Source organism: Neobacillus ginsengisoli (genome assembly GCF_030813055.1).
In genome coordinates this window covers 673820-696165 of sequence record NZ_JAUSTW010000001.1, presented here as the reverse complement: position 1 = coordinate 696165, position 22346 = coordinate 673820, and the positions used below count along the sequence as shown (strand labels likewise).

Here is a 22346-nt window from a genome sequence, read left to right as displayed (position 1 = left end):
CATTACGAAAATTAGTAAACCATCAATAATATATTTGGTATTATTGTTTCATTTTTTTAAAGTTATCCTGTAACTGCTCCAAGCGTCTAGTACCTTCTTCACGCATACGTTTGTTCTCATCTTCAATAGCCTTAGTTTCCTGCATGCCCTTGATGATAATATTCCAGGATTCCTCTATCGTCTCAATTTTGATGCTGGGTCCACCCGCAAGACGGGCAATATCCGTGCTTTGCTGTGATATGTTCTGAGCATTTTTTAAGAGCATTTCGTTTGTACGGCGATCAAGCTCGCTCATGGAATCGGCAACAAGCTTTTGACGTTTCGCGGCAACAGCTTGAATTAACCCATTTTTAAATATAGGGATCGTGGTTACGAAAGCTGAGTTAATTTTTCCAATTAATTTCGTGTTCCCTCTTTGCAGTAAACGGATTTGCGGTGCTGTCTGCAAAGAAACCATTTTTGCCATTTCCAGATCATAAATACGCTGCTCCAATAAATCAATCGCATTTCTTAGGGAGTCCAACTGCATGGAGGCAAGTTGATCACCTGAAGCCGCACGTGCTTCAAGCTGTGGAAGCTGATTGTTTTTGAGATCTTCCACTTTGATTTCACCTGCAACAACATATTTTTCAAGGGTTAAATAATATTGGTAGTTTTGCTCATACATTTGCTCAAGCATATTGGTTGAATCAACCATTTCATGTTGATATTTGGAAATTTCAACATAAACCTTATCAATTTCCTGACCCATCGTCTGATACTTGCCAAAGAGTTTTTCTACCATCTTTTCACCCTTTTTAAAGAGCTTATCAAAAAATCCGCCGGATGGTTTTGCAAAGTCTTTGGCATCAAATTTATCCATAATACGGCCCAGATGTTTAAGAAGCTCGCCGGAATCCTCTACCTTGGTAGTACGCATATTGCTTAAAATTTGATCGGAAAAACGGGATATTTGAACTGCAGGTTCTTTTCCAAACTCTAATACTTGAATCTGATCACGCTCATCAATGGTGCGTGCAAGGTTTTGAACTTCCGGCTCCTTGCGAAGAGCAAGCTTTATGTCTGATACCCTTGTTTCAGTCAATTGGTCCTCTTGTCCGGCCGCTGTTAAGCCTTTAGATGGATTTGGCGTTAAATTCACTCTTTAATCTCCCCTTAAATTTTTTAAGATTCCTTGAAAAAGTACCTTTTTCAAAATCGAAGGTTCTTTATATTCCAATTCAAAAACAACCTCATCAAGCCAGTGCGTATCAAATAAACTTTCATTAAGGTAATTTTCAATATCATTATGACCCGGTGGATTGTAAATGATGATATCAATTCCAAACTGATTTAAGAGTAGCAACAATGCCGCATCTGACCTGGATAGCATTCCGGTTAACTCATTAATGTAAATAATTAATTTTGGAACATGCTGTGAGTAATCAAATTTCTCTAACAACTGGGTGACATTTTTAGGCATGAACATTGCCTGGCTAAATAAATATATTTTTACCTCTTCAGAGCTCTCTGTCAGCAAAGGCTTTAAAGCAGGTTTTTCACAAATTCTTCTTATTGCATGGGCAATTCCCTTTTGTAAACCTGATGGTAAAAAAGAATAAGGCCAGTAATGGGATTGCATCATCTTTTCGGGGCTTAATAAGCCATCCATACCCAGAGCGTTCCGATAATGGAAGCGATAGTCACTTGAACCCGTTATTGTAAAGGGTAATTGCCGAATGAGAAAGCTGTGCTCTAACTGTGTTAAAGCTTGCAATCTGTCCCAGTACTCTTTTCTATTTTTACTGACACCTTGGATTTTCGCAAACAGTGACGGTATCTTAACCTGACCGTTCATTACTTCGAAATCAGGTCGAATCATGGCTATTTCCTTACAAAGAATGAACAATTCATCATAGGTTGTTTTCAACGTAATCGATGAAGGAGTGTAATCCCGTAATTGCCATGGTTTGTAAAGGCCTGTTCCATCCTGGTGCAGGATCGTTTCAATCTCTCTGGAGGCACGGTAGGCAACCGTTGTTTTTCGATTACGTTTTTCCTTCGGAAAAGCTTCCGCCGTTTGTTTATTTTGAAAATGATGCGTAAAAACCGGCTCAGCTAAAAAGTCTGCTAAAATATCCTTGCCTTCAGGATGGAAAATAACCACATCGCATCCAAGCTTAATTAAATAAAATAAAAAATATTTATGACTCTTCTTAAAATCCCCATACCATAAAAACTTTGGCATTTCACTTTCAGGATTAGCATTTTCAAGTACGGGCTGCAGGTGATTAATTGACCATTTAACAACATCGACGAGAATGCGTCGTAACTCGGGATTTTTTATTCCATCCTTTTCATAGCTCGAATACTTTTCCAACGTAACAATCATTGCTTCTCTAATTTTCCGATGGATTACAGGTATTTCTGATTTCAACAAAAGCTTCTCTCCATCAAGAAAAGCGGTAAAGCGGTTAATTGACAGCTTTTGTTCTTGGTAAATATTCAACACTTTTTGAATCGACTGAAAGTGAGTATTATTAATTGTTCTATCGAGTGACTCCTCACTTAATAAATGTAAGTTCATCTCGGGCAAACTTACATAATCCAAAAGCCGGTTATAATATTCATCTGTGTCGAATGGTATGCCAAGGAATTTCCCCAGTACCTGTCCGATGGTAATCGTTCCATTTTCTAATGAGAATTCCGGCCGTTCGTTTAATGGTTTTTTTAACAAACCGAGCCAATTTTCATATGAAAGGGATACGTTGCGGACGTTTAATTGATTTAATGGTGGATACATTCATAATCCCTTCCCTCTGAAAGCGAAAGCTTTGTCAAACCTGGTTAGTAAAATTATGTAAGGTTTCCTCTCCATCATATCACAGTTACGAAAATGGTTCATATGTTTATACGTAAGTAGACTAAAAATGTTTCGGATTCAGAGTGCATCCTTATTTTTCACCTTTTCCCTCGTCCTAACATATATTTGAGTACGTACTTTAAAGAAGGTGACTCAAATGCGTTTTTTATATAAAAGGCCAAAGCCAGAAGATGTTAGTGATGAAATAAATACCCTCATGGAGGTTATGGTTTCTAAAACATTAATCTATGTTGATTTATTTCTGTATAGCTTCATCTTCACCGTGCTTCTTTCTCCGGCACTGCACTCAGTAATGTTTTCAGTTCTATTTTTTTTCGCTTGCTATGTTTTTTTTTCATGCCTTTACTTTTTTGTTTTCAATCGATTATGGAAAAAACTAGACATTTCGCGGAAGTAAATTTAGGAATTGTTGTAGGATTTCCTCTCCTGCAAGAACGCCATCATTCTTTGTCAAGGAAAGGCCTGAATTTTCGGACACGCTTGAAAGTTCTCCGTGCTTTGGCACATATCGATATCGACAGTTGTGGAGAAAATCCAAGTCCAGGTTCGAATCACCGGCACCTGCAAGCGCTTCCTTTCCCTCGAGCCTGCAAATAAATTCAAGGGCGTTCCCCTGAGCTCGGTGATAGCAATTTTTTCAGAAGCGGGCGGCAAATTATTTAGTATGTAATAGAAAAATAGATTCTCCGCCTGCTTCAATTGCCCATCAAAAAAAATGCCTTCCCTCTCCAAAATAATAAGCAATTCTTCCTGTATAACCGATAAAATCAGTGTGCGGTCAAGGTCAGATGCAATAATCATTTAGTTATCCTTTACCGACTTGATTATACCGCAGCATAAATAATTCAAATCAGGATACGGCACAATTTCAACACCTTTTTCTTCTGCAAGCATGATGATATGTTTGACATAAGGACTTTTGGGATCGCGCAAAAGGATTTTCCATGGAACTCGTCTAAGAAGAACCCTGGTTGTTTCACCTACACCAGGCTTAATAAAGTGTGTACTTTTAATTTTGAATTCAGCTTGAATCTTTCTGACCTCAATCATACCTATAAAGTCTGTTTCAATTATTTCAGCATTCCTTTGTATTAAAGCTCCTCTTGCTTCAGCTGCGATAGTTGAAAATTCTGCAGTAATTAAATCAATATATTCGTTGGAAACATCATTTGGAATCAGATTATGGTAAAATTTTGCCCCATGAAAATCATCTTGTTCAATGTACATGTCATTTAGAACAGTCCGACTAACAAGACCTGATACAGTGGAATTTAGACAAGCACTAGGAATTAAAAAGTCCTCTCTCGTACCAAAAAGAGGAGTGCAATTGCCTGGGTCAGCAACCACGGCGAGCGTGTCGTCCAGTTTAATGCCGTATTTTTCTTCATATTCCCTGCATGCCTTGGTTAATTCAATAGAGATGGCCCCTTTTCCCGTCCAGCCATCAATGAATTGGATGGCACCATAAGGATGAACCATACGAATGTATTGAAGGGCATTCTCGTCAATCCCCCGTTCACGAATTATCGAAATACTATAATGAGGCAATGATACATTGTATCGCATTTTTATATATCTTTTTATTAATATCCCTACAGGTGTTCCTGCACGTGCAAGTGAAACAAGGATTGTCTGATCAGATTTTAGTTGAAAGATTTGCTCAGCAACAATGCCAATACAAAGAGCGACCTTTTGTTTATATTCCTCCAAACTCTTCCAAAAAAGTTCAATATATTCTTCCGGCGGCTGGTATTCTATAGGCAAAGATTCACTATAATGCTGCCCAGATTGAACACTTAATTCCCGACTGGCGGTCGAGGCTTCAAGCTTAACATCACTTAAGTCCTTTAATAAAAAAAAGACATCGTCAGCCTCATAGGTTCCGATATTTGCAGGTTGACTGATTATTTTTTGCATAAATTCACCTCGTATCGTTTTGAAAAAAAGACAAACTTTATTGATTTTATTTGTAATTTTTCCAATTCTTTTACTAATGGTTTTAGTTTTTCAAATTCTACTTCTCTTTCAATAAAGATAAATATATCATCATAATGATCAGGTGGGATATTATAAACAAAATGAGAAATGGCCTGATTCTCGGGATTTGGAAAGGTGATCCCATGTTTTGCTCCGTAACCGTAGATATGGCGGATATATATAGGACTTCTCGTAGTAGATTGATAGGAAACTCCATATCCCATTTCCGCTGCCAATTTCATCGGAAGATACATAAATTCTCCCGTGCCAAGGCAAAGTGTTTTTTTGCCATTTCGTTTTTGCTTAAGAAATGAAGCTGCTTCTGATAGTTTGTGATGAATGAAATCATTGCCAGTGCTTTGAATCCCAAAACGCCCGGTTTCTTGTATAAATGGTGCCTCCACTTGTGAAATAGCAGATAAAAAAGCGGTTGTCGCAAAAAATGAGGACAGCTGCAAACATTCTACTTTTGACTCTAATCTATTATTCATTTCTTTTTTATCTAGGCATTCCTGGATTTTCTTATGCTGTTTAATCTCTACCTTACCGGCTAATAAACTTACCACACTTATCGTAATTCCCAAATTTTTCTCAAGTAATGCAAATTCTCTTTTATGCTCTTCAGATCGCCAATCCAAAATAGAAACAACCGTGTATTCCAGCCTCGGAAATCGTGCATGAATGGATTGGATTATGTTAAGTGCCGTTTTTCCGGTAGTTATTTCATCATCAACTAAAATAATTTCCCGTTCATGTTGAATCATTTCTAATGGAATATAACAATGATGCGAGGTAGCATGGGAATGTTCTTCTTCAAAGGTAATTTCCGGATACCGATCAAGAAGCACTTCCCTGGTAGTATGAAAATAATCTGCAAATTCAAAGCAATCAAAAAATGCGTGGCCCAGCCCTGTTGCGGTTTCTGCAAAACCAATTACTAATGGCTTCACAGTTTTGGGTACAATTGATATCCTTTTAAATGAGGGCTCATCCACAGGAAATAAGGATAATAGTCTTTCTTTTTCCACACATTCTAAGCCTTTCACCTCTTCGGCATATCTTGCTGCAAGGAGTGCAGCTGTCAACAGCCCTTTGTTCGGATTGATTGGCAAATGTTTTCCTAATAGTTTACTAACAAACAAAAATGATCTTTTTTTATTCATTCTTGCCGCCATTGTAAATAACCTTTCAACTGGCAATCGATAAGGATTATGGGTTATCTCTATTCCAACATCAATGGAATCAAGAATACTATACGTATACTTCTTTTTTGATAAGGTCAATATTTGTGAATCCTTCATGCAGCACCCCGTAAAGCTGAGACTTTAAGATAATTTTTCTTGCCCAATAATAATGCGGTTTGATTTCATTCATTTTATTTTCGAAGTCGCTTTTTATAACTCCTTTTTCACCTGTGGGAGCTTGCACAATATTGTAAGCATCGATGTATTCTTCATATGAAATTACATTAAGGGCATGCACTGCTTTAATGTGAGAGGGATGGATGATGGTTTTTCCGGTTAATCCGTTGGCAATGTCCATGAGGATTTCTCTTATGAATCCGTCTAAATTTTGATCGATAAGTTTGGCTTGCCATTTCACCCCCTCCTCACCGAAACGTTCACGAATAGGAGAAGCCCTGAGCCAAGGCTTTAACATTCTAGTTTTTGCTGAAAAGTATTCCCAAACCGGGCCGGAAATTACGTAAGGACTGTCCCATCTTTGAAAAACATTAATAATATCAGTTATACAATCCCTTAAAACTTCAATATCGTATACTGTTGTATCTGCACTCCTGCGGATACCGTATAAACCGCTAAAATCAGTGGCCCCTATTCGGACATTCAGAATATTGTCTCTGTATTTATCCATTAGGCTCTTAATTTTCATTAATTCTTCCATTCTGGTTTCTTTTTGAATTACCTTAGAAGTTTCAAGGATCGGCATCGCATAAAAGGGTTGGTGATTTGTATGAATATCCCTTATTTCTTTTAATAGATTCTCACCTTTTTCTGCTGAAAACTTAGGCAATACCACACCTGTTAACAGCTGAAAAGCATCTCCCAGTTGCTCCTTCACCCGTTTTAACTGCTCAAGGTTGCGGATGCGGATAAAAATTAATGGCAAATCGTCCATGCTTATAAACTTTTTGTCTAATTCCCTGAAAAGCCTTAACAATTCCTCAATCAACAGTTTTTCTGCCGCACCTACCTCGTTATCCCCTATAGCATCTTCGAGATCGATAACAAGAGAAGTTAGCCCTTCATGTTTTCTTGAAAGTATTTCTTGATAGATATTTGGGCGGGTAGCCGGCATGTAGAGTGTCGCACCTAAACCGTAGGATAAAAGCTCGCGATTCGTAAACTTATTAAAACTTTTCGGTTTTTGATAGAATAACTGCTCAATTTCATTATCAAATAAATATGTAAAAAATTCCATGCCCCATACTCCTCTATAAAGGATAAAAAACAGGGGAGACGGACTTCACGTCTGCTCCCCTGTCTTAATAAATGTATGAACCGTATTATTTACTAACTTGTTTTTTCTTGTTTAAGATGTGCACAATAAAAGTTGCTCCGAAGGTAAACAGTAAGATGATAAAGAAATAGAGCGGTGATAATTCATAGTGAAAGAACACTCCAAGGAACATCTTAATCGAAATAATGAGGATTAAGATGTATGCAGTTGTTTCTAACTCAGGAACCCGGTCAATTAATGTTAAGAATACTCCGGCTACACCACGCATCATTAATACCCCGAGCATACCTCCGATTAACAGGACCCATACTTCATTGCTGACTCCAAATGCAGCAAGCACGCTATCGACCGAGAATGCAATATCCATTAACTCAACAGCTGCGACGGTTCCCCATAAAGTCCCAAATAAGCGAATCAATAAGCTCTTTTGGTTCATTCCTTCTGCTTCTTCATCCTCGCCATCATCTTCTTTTCTCTTATCTATAAAATATTTAATTGATAACCAGGCAAGGTATGCAGCGCCAAGTGCTTTCACCCACCATAGCTCGATTAAATAAACACCAAGTCCAATGGCAACAAAACGGAAAGAGTAAGCACCTAATAAGCCATAGAAAAGTGCTTTTTTACGTTGTTTAGCCGGGAGATGCTTTACCATAACAGCTAAAACAAGAGCGTTATCAGCTGAAAGTAATCCTTCTAAAATAATAAGGGTACCAATCAGTCCCCAGCTTACAGGGTCTGATAAAACTTTCACCCACATATCCCATTCAAAAAATTGTGAATATGTGTTTAATATTCCATGCAAAACTGACATTTTAAATAAATTCCTCCTGATTTAAAAACAAAGATTTATAAAAAAACCTTCAAGAGCAGGCTCTCAAAGCTTTTTCGCCTTAACCGATCTGCAAGCCAAAGTCTGTGGCTAACGCTGCTAATCCGCCTTGATAGCCGCTTCCGATTGCACTGAATTTCCATTCACCATTATGGCGGTACAATTCTCCGACAACAAGTGCTGTTTCAATGGAGAAGTCCTCTCCTAAATCATAGCGAATAAGCTCTTCACCTGTTGCCTCATTGAAAATACGGGCATATGCATTTGAAACTTGCCCGAAGTTCTGACTTCTGCTTTCTGCATCATGAATAGTAATAGTGAAAGCAATGCGTTGAACGGTCGCAGGAATTGCTGTTAGATTAATTTTCACCTGTTCATCATCACCATCACCTGCACCGGTGCGGTTATCTCCTGTATGTACAACAGCACCACCAGCACCCTGTGGATTATTGTAAAAAACAAAATCAGATTCTGTTGTTACTTTTCCACTCTCCCCTAATAGGAACACAGAAGAATCTAAATCAAAATCATGTCCGCCGTCATATTTATTAGTATCCCATCCAAGTCCAACGACAACGTTTGTTAACCCCGGATTTGTTTTCGTTAAATCTACCTTTTGACCTTTTGATAAACTAACTGCCATTTTCCATTCCTCCATTTTAGGTAATAGTCTATATACGAGTTTTTCTTAAAAAGGTTTCATTTATTATAATAAAGTTTTTTTCCATCAATTAGCAAATTTCCATTTTCAGCTCATCCATTTCGGAGGTGTATTTTTATCCCAATAAATGGATCCAAGCTCATGATGGCTTTGGAATTCATCGTGGTAGGTGTGATAATGAAAGTTAAACCAGTATCCGGCCTGCGGCGGATTATCTCTCCTAACATGGAAACGAAGAATATCTTTTCCCGTAACTCGATTTTTAATATTAAAGATTTTCTCCGAAAGTCCTTTTCCAGGCTGCTCTGTTATGACGAGATTCTTCAAATCTTCCTCAGGAAATTGGTGTGCCGTTTGGTCAAGTGCTTTTTCAATGTTTGGCATGATGACCTCACGAAATTCATCTTCAATGACAGGCCTAATTTTTGCGCCAAACTTTTGATATGACTGTTCTTCTACCTGTTTTAATAATTCTTCCATAAATTTATCTTTATCGAACGCTGATTCTTCAAGGTATCCAGTCCTCCGGGCAAAGCTGCCTTCATTTGCGGTAACCTCGAATGCACCCCTACTACTATTCGGTTTCTCTGCATTAACATTATTAATAAACTGTGATGGCGTCACAAGCCCAAATGTTAAAATGGAGACCATCACTACAAATGATTTACGAAGCCATTTGTTCATACTCAGCACACCTTATTCTATGAAATTATTTATTTTAACTAAATTTTTCCGTTTTTATGTTACTTACAAAATATTATACTTCTTTTCTTAAAGAAATGGAAAAAACAGTTTAGGATTTTATATGAAATAATAATAGTGTGATTACTAGATAGATTTTTAAAAAACCGAGAGCAAAAGAGCTCCCGGTCTTATTTGTTAATGAAGCCGAAATGAAATTTAGACGATTTTCTTCGGATAGCCTGAAAGCCAAATTTTTCAAAACGGTTGCTTTGATAATGGTCTTTAAGAACAACGCGCAATTTTGCTACCCTTAATGCTTCTACAATTAGTTCTTCATTTAAGTCATCATGAATGGCAAATTGAACTAAAGCCTTTATTCCATAGGACTCAAGAATACTTTCTTCAAACATGGGGTCAAAATAAACACAATCCACTGAATTCCCTGGTAGACTCTTCAAATAATCAAGTGAGTTTGAATGAATAACACTAACCCTTTCCATTGCTGCATTCATAACAGGAATGCCTGAGTCCCAATTACGGAGTCCATTTTGTACGATATAGGCTAAATATTTCTGCCCTTCAACTCCGGTAACTTTCCCATTTTCTCCAACTAGGAAACTGGCAACGATGGAATCGGATCCAAGCCCAAGCGTGCAATCCAGAACCGTCATGCCTTTAGACAGCATAGCTGCATCCGCAAACGGGTCATGTTCCCCTTTTAACAAACGTTTTATTCTAAACATGGCTGAATTTGGGTGAAAGAAAAAGGGGGATGGACTACCTTTTTCAAATAATTCCAACCGATTCTTACAAACAACAAGACAATTACTATTCAATTCGTTTTGCAATTGATTTACTGATTTCTTTTTTCGCGGGACATAAGGGACGGCCAATGTTTCTGCTGTTTTCTTTGTCTTTTCAATCATTTGCCGGTCTGTTCTGGTTGATGTAGTTACAAACATGTTATCATCCTATTTATATTTTTTAGAATAAAGAAAAGGACGTCCAAGGACATCCTCTAAATTTAACAATTAGCTTCAAACGCAGCCATTAGATTTTGCATAACCGCTTCCATCGGGACACCTTCGATATCATGTCGCGGAATGAAATGAACGACTTTTTTGTCCTTCAATAATGCCATTGAAGGTGATGATGGCTCGTAGCCTTCAAAATACTCCCGCATTTTAGCGGTTGCTTCTTTATCCTGACCTGCAAAAACTGTCACTAGGCGGTCCGGCTTTTTCTCACTGTTTAGGATTGATTGTGTCGCAGCGGGGCGTGCCAACCCGGCCGCACAACCACAAACTGAATTAACAACGACAAGCGTCGTACCTGTTGCCTTTTCCATAAATTGCTCTACTGCTTCCACAGTTGTTAGTTCAGCAAATCCGGCTCTTGTTAACTCTTGACGCATCGGAATAACCATTTGTTTCATATATTCTTCATATGCATTTGACATAGTATCTTCCTCCGATTCTCTTCTTACCATTTTTAGCATACTAAACTTATTTACTGTTTGCAATTTACTCTTCTGCTTTTCTTGCCTCAGTCATTTGTTTCCAAACAGAACCTTTCGCTTCTTCACCGCCTTCAATTCTTTCAATCGCCATTTTTATTTGCATGCTTACTTCAAATTCAGCTTCATTTTCTGCTGCTTTTAATGCTGACAGCGACTTTTCATCGCCAACCTCGTATAAAAACATGGCCGCCCGCCAACGGACCAATTTGCTCGGATCCTTTAAAGCATCGGCCATTTCACCTGATGCCTCCGGAAATCCCAGGTCCGACAAGCAATCTCCGGCAGTCCTACGAACGGTGACTGTTTTATCATGCAATGACTTATACAAATAAGGTAAAACAGCTTTATCTTTTATCATTCCAAGGTACACTGTCGCAAGCCTGCGGATGGATGGTAACGCATCCGATAATGCCTTCTCCAAAACGGGCAAATCCTCTAATTCCGGATCATCCATTTGCTCGAGAAGCTGGTAGCGAATATGCCAATCAGGATTACTTAAGGAATCAATGGTTATTTTTTTGCGGGAACGTAAAGGTTTTTGCTCAAGCTGATTTTCATTTGATTGAGCATTTGAAATCAATGCTTCCAGACGTTCCATCGGATAGGCAGCAATTAATTCTTCGACCACTTCTTGTCCAATTTGATCAAAATCTCCGTATCGGACACCTTGATTCTGCCATTTTCTAAGTAAAATATAATTATCTTCAGGAAGCTGGGCTTTTTCCCTTGCCTTTAAAAAGTATTCAGGCATTCCAAACCTTTTTTCCGTTGATCCGTCTGAAAGCTTCACTTGAAGAGGGATATCCTTAAACATTTGAACTTCTACCTTAATTTCGCCGAAATGCTCATTTGCCATATTTTCACGCTTGGCCGTATCCAAGGTCTTTTCTCCGAACGCAAGTCTAACCTTTGGTAATAACTCCTTCCAATCAAACCTAGCGTTCCTTTCAACAGCAAGAAAATCCGCTACATGATACACACCCTTTATTCCTTCTATTTGTAAAATTGTCCGGATTACAGCCGGGGCATCAGCAGCTGTTTCCTTTTTATAATTATGGCTTTTTCCCATAGGGAGTTCTTCATCTAAAATGATTTTCATTGTATTTGGGCTTGGCGTTGGTTCGATTGTTTTAATTTTCATCATGATCACCTTCTTTCTTTTATTTTCTATTCATTTTCGGCAAGCTCGGCCAGGTATGACCAGCGTTCGATTAATTGTTCAAGCTTTTCATTTAAGTCTGCTTCCTGTTTCATTAAATCCTGAGCTTTTGTAAAATCACTCCCCACAGAGGCCATCCCCATAGCTATTTCCTCAAGACGTGCTTCAGTTTGAGCAATCACGCCATCAATTTCTTCCCACTCTTTTTTCTCCATATAGGTCATTTTTTTCTTTTTTTCCTTTTCAGGAGCTTTGGAAGGTGGATTTGCCATGATTTTTGTTTTTCCTGCTTCAAGCACCGTCTCGTTTTCAAGGTATTCTGTATAATTACCATAGAAAGAATTAATTTTCCCCTCTCCTTGTAGAACAAGTAGCTGCTCTGCCACTTTATCAAGGAAGTAGCGATCATGGGAAACAGTAATCACTACCCCGGGAAATTCCTCAAGATAATCCTCAAGAACAGTTAAGGTTTGTGTATCCAAATCGTTCGTTGGCTCGTCTAACAAAAGTACATTCGGTGCACTCATCAATATTTTTAATAAGTATAATCTTCGTTTTTCTCCTCCGGAAAGCTTTCGGATGGGCGTCCCGTGTGAAAATGGCGGAAAAAGAAAACGTTCAAGCATTTGGGCAGCCGAGATCGTTTTTCCGTCCAAGGTTTCTACAATTTGAGCCGTTTCTTTAATGTATTCAATCATCCGCTTGTTTTCATCCATATCCTCGCTTTCCTGTGTGTAGTAAGCAATTTTAACCGTCTGCCCCATAATAAATTCACCTCCATCAAGCGGGATTCGTTTAGCTAGAATATTTAATAAGGTGGATTTACCAGTACCATTTCTCCCAATAATCCCAATTCGATCTCCCGGCTTCACCAGCAAATCAAAGTGATTTAGGATTATTTTTTCCGAGTAACTCTTTGAAGCATCCTTCAGCTCAAAAACCTGCTTGCCGAGCCTGCTGCCATTTAGCGAAATATCAAGCTTTTCACCAGATGGCTTCCCACTCGAAAGCTTTTCTTCCAGTTCATCAAACCGCCCAATCCTTGCCTTTTGCTTTGTTGTTCTCGCTTTTGCGCCGCGTCTGATCCATTCGAGCTCTCTTCTAAATAAATTTTTTCTTTTTTCAAAGGTGGCAGCCTCATTTTCTTCTCGAATTGCCTTGGATTCTAAAAAGGCAGCATAATTCCCTTTGTAGTTGTAGAGGGATCCGCCGTCTAATTCAAACATTCTGTTGGCAACCCGATCCAAAAAGTAACGATCATGGGTGACTAACAAAATAGAACCGTTATACCTGCTTAAATAATCTTCCAGCCATTTCACCGTATCAAAATCAAGATGGTTTGTCGGTTCATCTAAAATAAGTAAATCAGGTTCAGCAATCAAAACCTGTGCCAAAGCCACGCGTTTTTTTTGACCACCTGATAAATTACCAATTTTCTCGCCAAAATCTTCAATTCCTAGTTTCATTAAAATCGATTTTGCATTCGTACTGGCATCCCAGGCATCTAGTGAATCCATTTGTTTTTGTAATTGAAAGAGCTGTTCCTGTACTTTTGAATCATTCGGTGCAGCATGAAGTATTAAAAGGGTTTTTTCATATTCACGCATCAGCCGTAAAATCGGAGCTTCACCGCTAAAAACTTGTTCCAGAACCGTTCTTTCGGGATCGAACTCCGGCTGTTGGTCTAAAAAGGATATCGAATAGTCTTTTCCAGCGATAATTTTACCATCATCAGGTAGATCTCTGCCTGCTATAATTTTCAGCAGTGAGGATTTTCCCGTTCCATTGACCCCAATAAGGCCAATACGTTCTTTTTCGGCAATTGTAAAGGATATATCATTAAATAATTGTTTTTCTCCATAGGTTTTTGAAACATTTTCAACCGTTAGCATTTTCATAGTAATTGACCATTCCATTCTTGAGAAAATTGCAGCAGGAAGTCTTCCATTATTTTTTGTCGGCTCTCAGCCAACCTCTTTGCCGTATCTGTATTCAACAAGCCCTCTAATTTAAGCAGCTTCTCATAGAAATGATTGATACTTGAAGATTTTCCGTTACGATAATCTTCGTAGGTCATTTCTTCCCTGACATTGATAGCCGGATCGTATATAGGCTGTCCTTTTTTTCCGCCGTAGGCAAATGCCCTGGCAATTCCAATCGCTCCAATTGCGTCTAAACGGTCTGCATCCTGAACGATTTTTGCCTCATCTGATATTAGTTCCGTTTGCCGGCCGCCCTTATAGGATATGGAAGCAATAATTTGTTTGATATGATCTACCTGTTCTGAAGTTAAAGAAATAGTTTTTAAAAAAGTGTCCAGTTTTACTTCCCCTTTTGCGGCACTTTCATTAAGTTTTTCATCAGATATATCATGAAGGAGTGCCGCCATTTCGATTACGAACGGATCTCCTGCCTTTTCTTGGATACAAATATGTAAAGCATTCCTACGTACACGGTCTACATGATACCAATCATGGCCGGTGGCATCTTCTCCTAATTCGCTACGGACATACGTTTCTGTTTGTTCTATTATTTGTTGTTTCATTTTAAGAGCACCTTCTTTCATCCATGCTATTTTATCATGAAAAAAGTAACTATTAAAAAACATTAATTTGATTAGAAAAAAAATAAACCTCAAATAATCGAGGTTACATTACTGTATGCCAGTAAACCAGCTGATTCCCAGTGTATTTTCTCCTGCATGGACACCTATCACTGCTCCGAGCGGACAGCAAATAAACTCCAGCTGCGGAAATTGTTCCTTCAGCTCATCCCGCCAATGAAAAGCCTGTACTTCATGTAGACCATACATGATATAGACTTCTTTAAATCGATGAGTTTCATAGGATAATCGTAAATATTCAACAATCTTCTCTTTTGCTTTTTTCTCACTTCTTGTCTTGTCTTTTACCTTTAATGCTCCATCATCGAAGGTAATAATGGGCTTTATATTTAACATACTCCCTAGAAAGAATTGAATCCCTGACATCCTGCCGCTGCGATGCAGCTGTTCTAAACTGCCCACCAGAACATACGTCTCATTCGTGGCACGAATCGTTTCGAGACGGTCTATTACTTGATCAAGGCTTATACCATCTTGCATCCATTTCATGCCCGTTTTAAGTAACGCTGTCATTGGATAAGTCAGGATGTTAGAATCAAACGTTTTAACAGGGATAGACACGAGCTTTGCTGCTTGCTCACTAGAGGATACCGTACCGCTTAATTTTCCGGACAATAAAACGGCTGCGATTTGGTCGTAGTCCTTTGAAAGTTGTTCATATAAGGAATGAAAAGCACCCATGGAAGGCTGTGAAGTTTTGGGAGGGGTTTTCAATTGCTTCAACCTTAAAAATAGCTGCTCGGCAGTTAAATCAATGCCATCAGAAAATTCTTCATCATCAAGTAAAATCGTTAGCGGCACTATGTATAAATCAGGATGATTTTTTAATTCTTCATCTAAATAAGCCGTACTATCCGTTACCCACGCCGTTCTGACCAACGTCATCTCCCCTTCATGAATAGGATTAAAGCTTTCCCGTTTCTGGAACTTATACTTAACGTAGCTTTAAAACAGGATAATGTAAACATTCTACATTTATATGTGAATAGGCTGACTGAGTCAGCCTCCTATCATTGTAAAAATTAATTAATAATACTTTTGCAAGATTGCAATTGTTTTAAGGTGGTAATCATAAAATCAGTCATTTCAACCAAATCATCCAATTGCTCTTCACTAATTAATCGGTCAAATTCAACAGTTATACTATTCTTTATCTTTTTTTCATTTGATAAGGGATGATATTGAACCGACTGATTAATTTTTCTTGTTTCTCCCCAGATATCCATAAAGATTTTCTGTATAGTTGGGTAATTCTCTTTGTTTTCGGCGTGTTCAATGAAGAATTGCAATCTTACTTGGCATCCTCCTTCATTTTCAGTTTGCGGAACGGTAAGAAGTTCCGCTGCCAAATTGATGAGATGCGCTTCCATTTCTATTTTAGCCGAAACAGGAATTCTTTCACTATTTGGGAGTGTAAAACAAATATCAAACCGGCGCGACAATTTTGCCATATTCATGATGTCGTTTCGGTCAATAATGATAATTTCTCCACTAATGTCCATATCGTATAAAGCACCCTCAATGACCACTTTCATGTTATCAAAGGCTGTTGGATCAAACACAGGTTTCACCTCAATTCTTTAGAACAGGCCTATTGCATTTCCGTTTTCATCTACATCCATATTTAATGCAGCCGGTTTTTTCGGAAGACCTGGCATTGTCATAACCTCTCCTGTCAAAGCAACAATAAATCCTGCACCAATGGATGGTTTAAATTCTCTAACAGTGACAGTAAAATCAACCGGTCTGCCTAATTTCGTTGGATCATCAGATAAGGAATACTGTGATTTAGCCATACAAACAGCCAAATTGGACCAACCAAATTGTTCAAATTCAATAAGTTGTTTTTTTGCCTTTTGGGAAAACTCGACATCCTTTCCACCATAAACCTTTTGAACGATGATTCGGACTTTTTTATCAATCGAATCTGATATGTCGTATAAAGGATAAAACTTGTTTTCTTCCTCTTCAATGACCTTCAAAAGCATTTCTGCCAGCTCAATTCCGCCTTCTCCACCCTTTTCCCAAACTTCAGTTAAGACTGCAGGGACATTCTCTCGATTGCACCATTCGAGTAAGGTATTTACCTCCTGATCGGTGTCAGTAATGAATTTGTTGATGGCAACAACAATTGGCAAACCAAAGCTTTTGATTGTCTCAATATGTTTTTGCAGGTTCGCAAACCCAAGGGTAAGAGCAGGGATGTTTTCTTGAGATAACTCCGCTTTCGGAACCCCTCCATGCATTTTTAAAGCCCTGATCGTTGCGACAATGACAACTGCTTCCGGTTTAATGCCCGCACTTCGTGATTTAATATGTAAAAACTTCTCCGCTCCTAGATCTGCACCAAATCCTGCTTCGGTAATGACATAATCAGCTAATTTGGAGGCTGTAAGGGTAGCGATTACGCTATTGCACCCGTGAGCAATATTGGCAAACGGACCGCCATGTACAAGCGCAGGAGTATGTTCGATGGTTTGGACCAGATTCGGTTTTACTGCCTCTTTAAGTATAAGTGTTAAAGCGCCTTCAACTCCAAGATCACCAACGGTTACAGGTTCCTTTTTATAATTATAGGCAATAACCATTCTTGATAATCGTAATTTTAAATCCTTTAAATCTGAAGCCAAACATAATACAGCCATAATTTCTGATGCTACTGTAATATCAAAACCATCTTCCCGCGGAACTCCTTGAAGTGGCCCGCCAAGACCGATGATGACTTTTCGTAGTACTCTATCATTTAAATCAACCGCCCGTTTCCATACGATCTGCCTTTGATCAATTTGAAGCTCATTTCCTTGTTGTATATGATTATCAAGTAATGCTGCAAGTGCATTATTGGCAGTGGTAATAGCATGCAGGTCGCCAGTGAAATGCAAATTAATATCTTCCATCGGCAGTACTTGAGAATATCCACCTCCGGTTGCCCCGCCTTTAATACCCATTGTAGGTCCTAATGAAGGTTCACGCATGGCAATCATTACTTTTTTTCCAATACGATTAAAGGCATCACCAAGCCCGACCGTTATGGTAGACTTCCCCTCTCCGGCAGGTGTAGGATTTATTGAAGTGACAAGAATGATTTTGCCACTATCCTTTGTTTTTATTTTCACTAAAGCTTCATTTGAAATTTTCGCTTTGTATTTTCCAAAAAGCTCGAGGTCATCTTCCCCTAAGCCCACTTTATTAGCAATTTCAACAATCGGCTTCATTGTTGATTTTTGTGCAATTTCAATGTCGGACTTAACTGTTGTTTTCATTTCCAACTTAATCCCCCACATTTCTTTTAAAATAAAAACTCGCAATATTATTGTAACAAATCAGGAATTTGTTAAGATATTTAATTTTGAACAAATTATATACCTTTTCTGAATTTATTATTATGTTTATAATGTTAATGATCGAATTTTAAAAAATATCAAATTTTAATATCCCTAACGGCTATTAAATGTATTATATTATTTTTATTAATTTGAAAAAAAGGAGATGGTCACTTGCCTATTAATATACCGAAGCTTTTACCGGCACGAGAAATTTTAGAACTGGAAAATATTTTCATCATGGACGATGAACGAGCAAATTGTCAAGATATAAGGCCATTAAATATTCTCATTTTAAATTTAATGCCTGAAAAGGAAATAGCGGAAACCCAACTCTTACGACACTTGGGAAATACGCCACTGCAAATCAATGTGAAATTTTTAAAGACCAATTCTTATGAATCTACCCATACAAGTAAACAGCATCTAGAACAGTTTTATACTACCTTTTCTGATATCAAAAATCATAAATTTGACGGCATGATCATAACGGGTGCTCCTGTTGAGTTATTAGAATTCGAGCAAGTAAAATATTGGGATGAGTTAAAAGAAATTATGGACTGGTCTAAAACCAATGTTACCTCGACATTACATATTTGCTGGGGAGCACAGGCCGCACTTTATTATCATTATGACATTGATAAATTTGAACTGACGCGAAAATGCTCTGGGATTTATTCACACAGGATTTTTGAACAAAATGATATTCTTTTACGGGGCTTTGATGATCAATTTTATGCTCCGCATTCCCGTTATACAGATGTATCCATTGCAGAAATTAAAAAAAATCCTAAATTAAAGCTGTTAGCTGCTTCAGAAGAGGCAGGGGCATTATTGATTGCATCCCGTGACAGGAAACATGTTATGATAACGGGACATTTGGAATACGAATCTGATTCATTAGCACAAGAATATACAAGAGATGTCAATAAAGGACTGAAAATTCATATACCTGAAAACTATTTTCCTAATAATGATCCAAGCGAGCCGCCAATAAATCGTTGGCGATCCCATGGCCATTTATTCTTTTCTAACTGGCTAAATTATTATGTTTATCAGGAAACTCCATTTATATGGGAATAAAGCGATGAGGCGGACCGTATTGAGGATCCGCCCTTTTCTTTCTTCAATATAAAAACCCAATTCACTTTTTGTTTATTATTCGTACAATGTAGAAAGAATAAATGTGAAAGGGAGGATTCGCTGTGGAAAAATTAGTTGCCATTCATCGAAATCATTTTGGGGATATTATTAGCTTTGTAACTTCTGAAGGCCGAGTAATTTCTTATCGAAAAGCTTTAATGGAAGCGGAAGGCGGATTGCTTGATGGAGTACATGCGAAAGTAGATATTGATGGCATTGTATATTTAATGCCTGATATGGAACAATCATTTGATCATTATCCAAACTTATTTTAATAAGCACCTGGCAATATCGCCAGGTGCTTGCTTTTTATTCATTTTCATTTTGTTTTTGTATGTCTTTTAATGCCTCGATGCGGGACTGGTCCTCTTCAAAAAACTGGACAAGATCGCCGATACGATCAATTGAATCCCAGCTCAAATGGTGTTCAATTCCCTCTACATCATTATAAATATTTTCACTTTTTACACCGATAATTTTCAGCAGCTGTTCAAGCAGTTCATGCCGATAAACCAAACGGCTTCCAATCTTTTTACCTTTCGATGTTAAAATAAGTCCTCTATATTTTTCATATACCAAATACTCATCTTTATCTAGTTTTTGAACCATTTTAGTTACTGAGGAGGGATGAACAGATAACGCTTCAGCGATATCAGAGACTCGAGCGTATCCTTTTTCTTCAATCAAAATATAAATTTGTTCAATATAATCTTCCATACTAGGTGTTGGCATCCCGTACCCTCCATTAAAAATAATCATTAAAAGTGTACTATATAAAAATTTTAGTGACAAGGTGCTTTATCACTTTACCTTCAATTAATAAAACCCCAAACTTAAAGATGGGTTACATTATTTTAAATGCACTTCTTCAAATAAAAACCTGACTTTTTGTTCCTTTTCATCTAAGAAAAGCCTTGCATTAAAGGTTTTATCATTATTAGTAAAGCCCTCAATCAGCTCGGATTTTCCTTCTGAAAGCAGCAATTTAATGTTCTTTTGGGTAATATTTTTTCCTAATATTTTTTTGGAAATAGTGAAGTCACATTTATTATTTTTATAATTTGTACAGCCATAAAAACTGCCTTTATCGACAATCGAACCATCACATTTTTTACAAGGTCCCAGTTTTGTAAATGTCCTTGTTTTCTTTTTCCCGGGCGAAAAGCTTTCCCGGACCTCTTCAGTAAATGTCCAATTTGCAGATTGGCCAATTCCCGATGAAATTAAATGCATGACCATTTTTTGTGTTTGTTCCATAAAATGCTTTGGCGAAGCAGTCCCTTCAGATATTTCTTTTAGCTTCTGTTCCCATTTGGCAGTCATTTCCGGGGAGGCAAGAATTTCTTGACCTATTGCTTCAATCAGAATTCTTGCTTTTGCCGTTGCGTACACTAAATTCTTGTTGACGTCAATATAAAGACGATCTTTTAACATCGTAATTATTCCTGCTCTTGTTGCCTCTGTCCCTAAACCCTCAGTCTTCGTAAGTATTTTCTCAAGCTCCTTATCTTCGATATGCCTTCCGGCAGTTTTCATTAAGGTAATCAACTGACCTTCGGTATAGCGTTTTGGAGGCTGAGTCTGACTTTCTTTAATCTCTACTTTTTTCGTTAGTCCCGGCTCTCCTTCTGAGAGTGAAGGCAGTGATGGTTCATCATCATGGTCCTTCTGATGGATGACTTTTCTCCATCCCTCTTCTAATTGAACCTTACCTTTTGAAATAAAGGCAGCACGTCCATCTACCAGAGTCGTAACAGTCGTATATTCCGCCACTGCTTTATTATAATGAGCAGCAATTAAACTTGTAACGACTAAATCGTAGATTTTCCGTTCGTCCGGACCTAGTTTAGCGACATTCGGTATTTGATCGGTTGGAATAATGGCATAGTGGTCAGTAACTTTTTTTTCATTCACATATCTTTTATTATCCATAAGTGAGCTGACCGGTAATGGAAAATATGTTTCATAATCTTTTATTTTACTTAATTTATTAAGAATATCCGGGAACGTATTAGCCTCTTCTTTTGTAACGTAACGCGAATCCGAACGAGGATATGAAACATTTCCTTTTTGGTAGAGTTTTTGAAGAACATCCAGAGTTTTTTTCGGTGAGAATTTAAAACGCTTATTCGCTTCAGCCTGTAAGGCAGATAAATTATAAAGCAGAGGAGGTAAAAATTCCTTTCTTTCCGAATGAACCTCAGCGACCTCAGCAGCTTTTTCCCGGCAGAAAGCTGCCACTTTTTCAGCTAATTCCTTTGTTTTGACACGAGTTTCTCCATCATTCTGCCACTTTCCGGTATATTTTTTGCCATTTATTAAAAAATGAGCAATGACCTCCCAAAAGGGCTCAGACTTAAAATTCTCAATCTCCATTTCCCTTTTAACAATGAGGGCGAGGGTTGGAGTCTGCACCCTTCCAACAGAAAAAACATCAGAAAACCCTTGTTTTTGAAGAAGTAAACTATAGAGTCTTGAGGCATTCATGCCAACGACCCAATCCGAGCAGGCTCTAGTATAGGCCTCGAAATATAAGCTTCGTGTATCATTTTCATCCAAAAGCTTTTTAAACCCTTCACTGATAGCATTTGGGGTTAAAGAAGAGATCCATAGTCTTTTCATCGGCTTACGGCATCTTGTTAACTTGAGAATATTCCGAATGATTAATTCTCCTTCTCTTCCTGCATCGCCGGCATGAATGATTTCTGTGACCGAGGGATTCGAAACCAGTTTTTTGATTACGGCAAATTGCTTTGCTTTTTCTTTTGTTACCTCGTATTCAAAATGTTCAGGAATCATCGGTAACGTTTCTAATGACCATTTCTTCCAGCTCGACTGATACTTTTCAGGTGAAACTAGTTGACAGAGATGTCCTATTGCCCAAGTTACATAGGCACCGTTGTTAAATATCTCATTAGGAAAAATTTCAATAAAACCATTCTGTTTTTTATGCTTAAAAATTGAAGCCAGCGTAGATCCTTGATCCGGTTTTTCGGCAATAATTAATTTCATAATGATTGCTCCTCTTTTTTTAAAGCTTCCCGGATACCATTTTACCCATTCTGTCCATTAATCGTAAAGAGG

Annotated in this window: 21 protein-coding genes; 2 read left to right on the top strand and 19 right to left on the bottom strand. The window is 38.0% G+C overall.

Annotated elements, in window-relative coordinates; genetic code table 11:
• Nucleotides 1-40: 40 nt before the first annotated feature.
• From J2S10_RS03685 to J2S10_RS03605, 17 genes are all read right to left on the bottom strand, one after another.
• On the bottom strand, nt 41-1141 hold the full coding sequence (locus tag J2S10_RS03685; RefSeq protein WP_307404488.1) for a toxic anion resistance protein: 1101 nt from the start codon (nt 1139-1141) through the stop codon (nt 41-43).
• Between the two features lie 3 nt (nt 1142-1144).
• Nucleotides 1145-2782, bottom strand: a complete 1638-nt coding sequence (locus tag J2S10_RS03680; RefSeq protein WP_307404486.1) for a YceG family protein — start codon at nt 2780-2782, stop codon at nt 1145-1147.
• A 531-nt stretch (nt 2783-3313) separates the two neighbouring features.
• Complete coding sequence (locus J2S10_RS03675) at nt 3314-3664, bottom strand: hypothetical protein (RefSeq protein WP_307404483.1); 351 nt, start codon at nt 3662-3664, stop codon at nt 3314-3316.
• Nucleotides 3665-4780 (bottom strand): cysteine protease StiP family protein, encoded by a 1116-nt coding sequence (locus tag J2S10_RS03670; RefSeq protein WP_307404481.1) that lies wholly within the window; start codon nt 4778-4780, stop codon nt 3665-3667.
• On the bottom strand, nt 4768-6141 hold the full coding sequence (locus tag J2S10_RS03665) for a phosphoribosyltransferase family protein (protein WP_307404478.1): 1374 nt from the start codon (nt 6139-6141) through the stop codon (nt 4768-4770). The genes J2S10_RS03670 and J2S10_RS03665 overlap by 13 nt, the downstream gene beginning before the upstream one ends.
• Nucleotides 6092-7279, bottom strand: a complete 1188-nt coding sequence (locus J2S10_RS03660) for an HpcH/HpaI aldolase/citrate lyase family protein (RefSeq protein ID WP_307404476.1) — start codon at nt 7277-7279, stop codon at nt 6092-6094. The genes J2S10_RS03665 and J2S10_RS03660 overlap by 50 nt, the downstream gene beginning before the upstream one ends.
• Nucleotides 7280-7364: 85 nt before the next feature.
• Nucleotides 7365-8132 (bottom strand): TerC family protein, encoded by a 768-nt coding sequence (locus tag J2S10_RS03655; RefSeq protein ID WP_307404474.1) that lies wholly within the window; start codon nt 8130-8132, stop codon nt 7365-7367.
• 79 nt (nt 8133-8211) lie between these two features.
• Nucleotides 8212-8793: a TerD family protein gene (locus tag J2S10_RS03650; protein WP_307404473.1), complete on the bottom strand. Its 582-nt coding sequence runs from the start codon at nt 8791-8793 to the stop codon at nt 8212-8214.
• A gap of 105 nt (nt 8794-8898) precedes the next feature.
• Nucleotides 8899-9495 carry a YpjP family protein gene (locus J2S10_RS03645; protein ID WP_307404471.1) on the bottom strand — a complete coding sequence of 199 codons (597 nt, stop codon included), beginning with the start codon at nt 9493-9495 and terminating at the stop codon, nt 8899-8901.
• A 188-nt stretch (nt 9496-9683) separates the two neighbouring features.
• Nucleotides 9684-10457 (bottom strand): class I SAM-dependent methyltransferase, encoded by a 774-nt coding sequence (locus J2S10_RS03640; protein ID WP_307404468.1) that lies wholly within the window; start codon nt 10455-10457, stop codon nt 9684-9686.
• A 62-nt stretch (nt 10458-10519) separates the two neighbouring features.
• The gene (locus tag J2S10_RS03635; protein ID WP_307404465.1) at nt 10520-10954 is read right to left on the bottom strand and encodes a BrxA/BrxB family bacilliredoxin; all 435 of its coding nucleotides are present in this window, start codon (nt 10952-10954) and stop codon (nt 10520-10522) included.
• 64 nt (nt 10955-11018) lie between these two features.
• Nucleotides 11019-12155 (bottom strand): conserved virulence factor C family protein, encoded by a 1137-nt coding sequence (locus J2S10_RS03630; RefSeq protein WP_307405140.1) that lies wholly within the window; start codon nt 12153-12155, stop codon nt 11019-11021.
• A gap of 26 nt (nt 12156-12181) precedes the next feature.
• On the bottom strand, nt 12182-14071 hold the full coding sequence (locus J2S10_RS03625) for an ABC-F family ATP-binding cassette domain-containing protein (protein WP_307404463.1): 1890 nt from the start codon (nt 14069-14071) through the stop codon (nt 12182-12184).
• Nucleotides 14068-14718 (bottom strand): HD domain-containing protein, encoded by a 651-nt coding sequence (locus J2S10_RS03620; RefSeq protein ID WP_307404461.1) that lies wholly within the window; start codon nt 14716-14718, stop codon nt 14068-14070. Before J2S10_RS03620 ends, J2S10_RS03625 begins: the two co-directional genes overlap by 4 nt.
• 108 nt (nt 14719-14826) lie before the next feature.
• Nucleotides 14827-15675 (bottom strand): DegV family protein, encoded by an 849-nt coding sequence (locus tag J2S10_RS03615; protein WP_370876140.1) that lies wholly within the window; start codon nt 15673-15675, stop codon nt 14827-14829.
• Nucleotides 15676-15818: 143 nt separating this feature from the next.
• Nucleotides 15819-16358: a hypothetical protein gene (locus tag J2S10_RS03610; RefSeq protein WP_307404457.1), complete on the bottom strand. Its 540-nt coding sequence runs from the start codon at nt 16356-16358 to the stop codon at nt 15819-15821.
• Nucleotides 16359-16376: 18 nt separating this feature from the next.
• Entirely contained in the window at nt 16377-18059 is a 1683-nt protein-coding gene (locus J2S10_RS03605; RefSeq protein WP_370876139.1) for a formate--tetrahydrofolate ligase, read from the bottom strand.
• Nucleotides 18060-18293: 234 nt separating this feature from the next.
• Between J2S10_RS03605 and metA the strand changes: the two genes are divergently transcribed.
• Nucleotides 18294-19202, top strand: a complete 909-nt coding sequence (gene metA / locus J2S10_RS03600) for a homoserine O-acetyltransferase MetA (protein ID WP_307404453.1) — start codon at nt 18294-18296, stop codon at nt 19200-19202.
• A gap of 122 nt (nt 19203-19324) precedes the next feature.
• Nucleotides 19325-19537, top strand: coding sequence for a hypothetical protein (locus J2S10_RS03595; protein ID WP_307404451.1), 213 nt, complete (start codon nt 19325-19327; stop codon nt 19535-19537).
• 34 nt (nt 19538-19571) lie between these two features.
• On the opposite strand, the gene mntR is transcribed toward J2S10_RS03595, so the two are convergent.
• Together mntR and J2S10_RS03585 are read right to left on the bottom strand one after the other, a co-directional pair.
• Nucleotides 19572-19994 (bottom strand): transcriptional regulator MntR, encoded by a 423-nt coding sequence (mntR, locus tag J2S10_RS03590; RefSeq protein ID WP_307404449.1) that lies wholly within the window; start codon nt 19992-19994, stop codon nt 19572-19574.
• 117 nt (nt 19995-20111) lie between these two features.
• A complete protein-coding gene (locus tag J2S10_RS03585) occupies nt 20112-22274 on the bottom strand; it encodes a DNA topoisomerase III (RefSeq protein ID WP_307404447.1) in 2163 nt (720 codons plus the stop codon).
• Between the last annotated feature and the right edge of the window lie 72 nt (nt 22275-22346).

Excerpts from the sequence above, each read along its gene's own strand:
- J2S10_RS03680 (WP_307404486.1), bottom strand. The coding sequence starts at position 2,782 with ATGTATCCACCATTAAATCAATTAAACGTCCGCAACGTATCCCTTTCA.
- J2S10_RS03620 (WP_307404461.1), bottom strand. The coding sequence starts at position 14,718 with ATGAAACAACAAATAATAGAACAAACAGAAACGTATGTCCGTAGCGAA.
- J2S10_RS03640 (WP_307404468.1), bottom strand. The coding sequence starts at position 10,457 with ATGTTTGTAACTACATCAACCAGAACAGACCGGCAAATGATTGAAAAG.
- J2S10_RS03625 (WP_307404463.1), bottom strand. The coding sequence starts at position 14,071 with ATGAAAATGCTAACGGTTGAAAATGTTTCAAAAACCTATGGAGAAAAA.
- mntR (WP_307404449.1), bottom strand. The coding sequence starts at position 19,994 with ATGCCAACACCTAGTATGGAAGATTATATTGAACAAATTTATATTTTG.
- J2S10_RS03670 (WP_307404481.1), bottom strand. The coding sequence starts at position 4,780 with ATGCAAAAAATAATCAGTCAACCTGCAAATATCGGAACCTATGAGGCT.
- J2S10_RS03655 (WP_307404474.1), bottom strand. The coding sequence starts at position 8,132 with ATGTCAGTTTTGCATGGAATATTAAACACATATTCACAATTTTTTGAA.
- J2S10_RS03605 (WP_370876139.1), bottom strand. The coding sequence starts at position 18,059 with ATGAAAACAACAGTTAAGTCCGACATTGAAATTGCACAAAAATCAACA.
- J2S10_RS03665 (WP_307404478.1), bottom strand. The coding sequence starts at position 6,141 with ATGAAGGATTCACAAATATTGACCTTATCAAAAAAGAAGTATACGTAT.
- J2S10_RS03645 (WP_307404471.1), bottom strand. The coding sequence starts at position 9,495 with ATGAACAAATGGCTTCGTAAATCATTTGTAGTGATGGTCTCCATTTTA.
- J2S10_RS03660 (WP_307404476.1), bottom strand. The coding sequence starts at position 7,279 with ATGGAATTTTTTACATATTTATTTGATAATGAAATTGAGCAGTTATTC.
- J2S10_RS03630 (WP_307405140.1), bottom strand. The coding sequence starts at position 12,155 with ATGAAAATTAAAACAATCGAACCAACGCCAAGCCCAAATACAATGAAA.
- J2S10_RS03585 (WP_307404447.1), bottom strand. The coding sequence starts at position 22,274 with ATGAAATTAATTATTGCCGAAAAACCGGATCAAGGATCTACGCTGGCT.
- J2S10_RS03675 (WP_307404483.1), bottom strand. The coding sequence starts at position 3,664 with ATGATTATTGCATCTGACCTTGACCGCACACTGATTTTATCGGTTATA.
- J2S10_RS03635 (WP_307404465.1), bottom strand. The coding sequence starts at position 10,954 with ATGTCAAATGCATATGAAGAATATATGAAACAAATGGTTATTCCGATG.
- J2S10_RS03650 (WP_307404473.1), bottom strand. The coding sequence starts at position 8,793 with ATGGCAGTTAGTTTATCAAAAGGTCAAAAGGTAGATTTAACGAAAACA.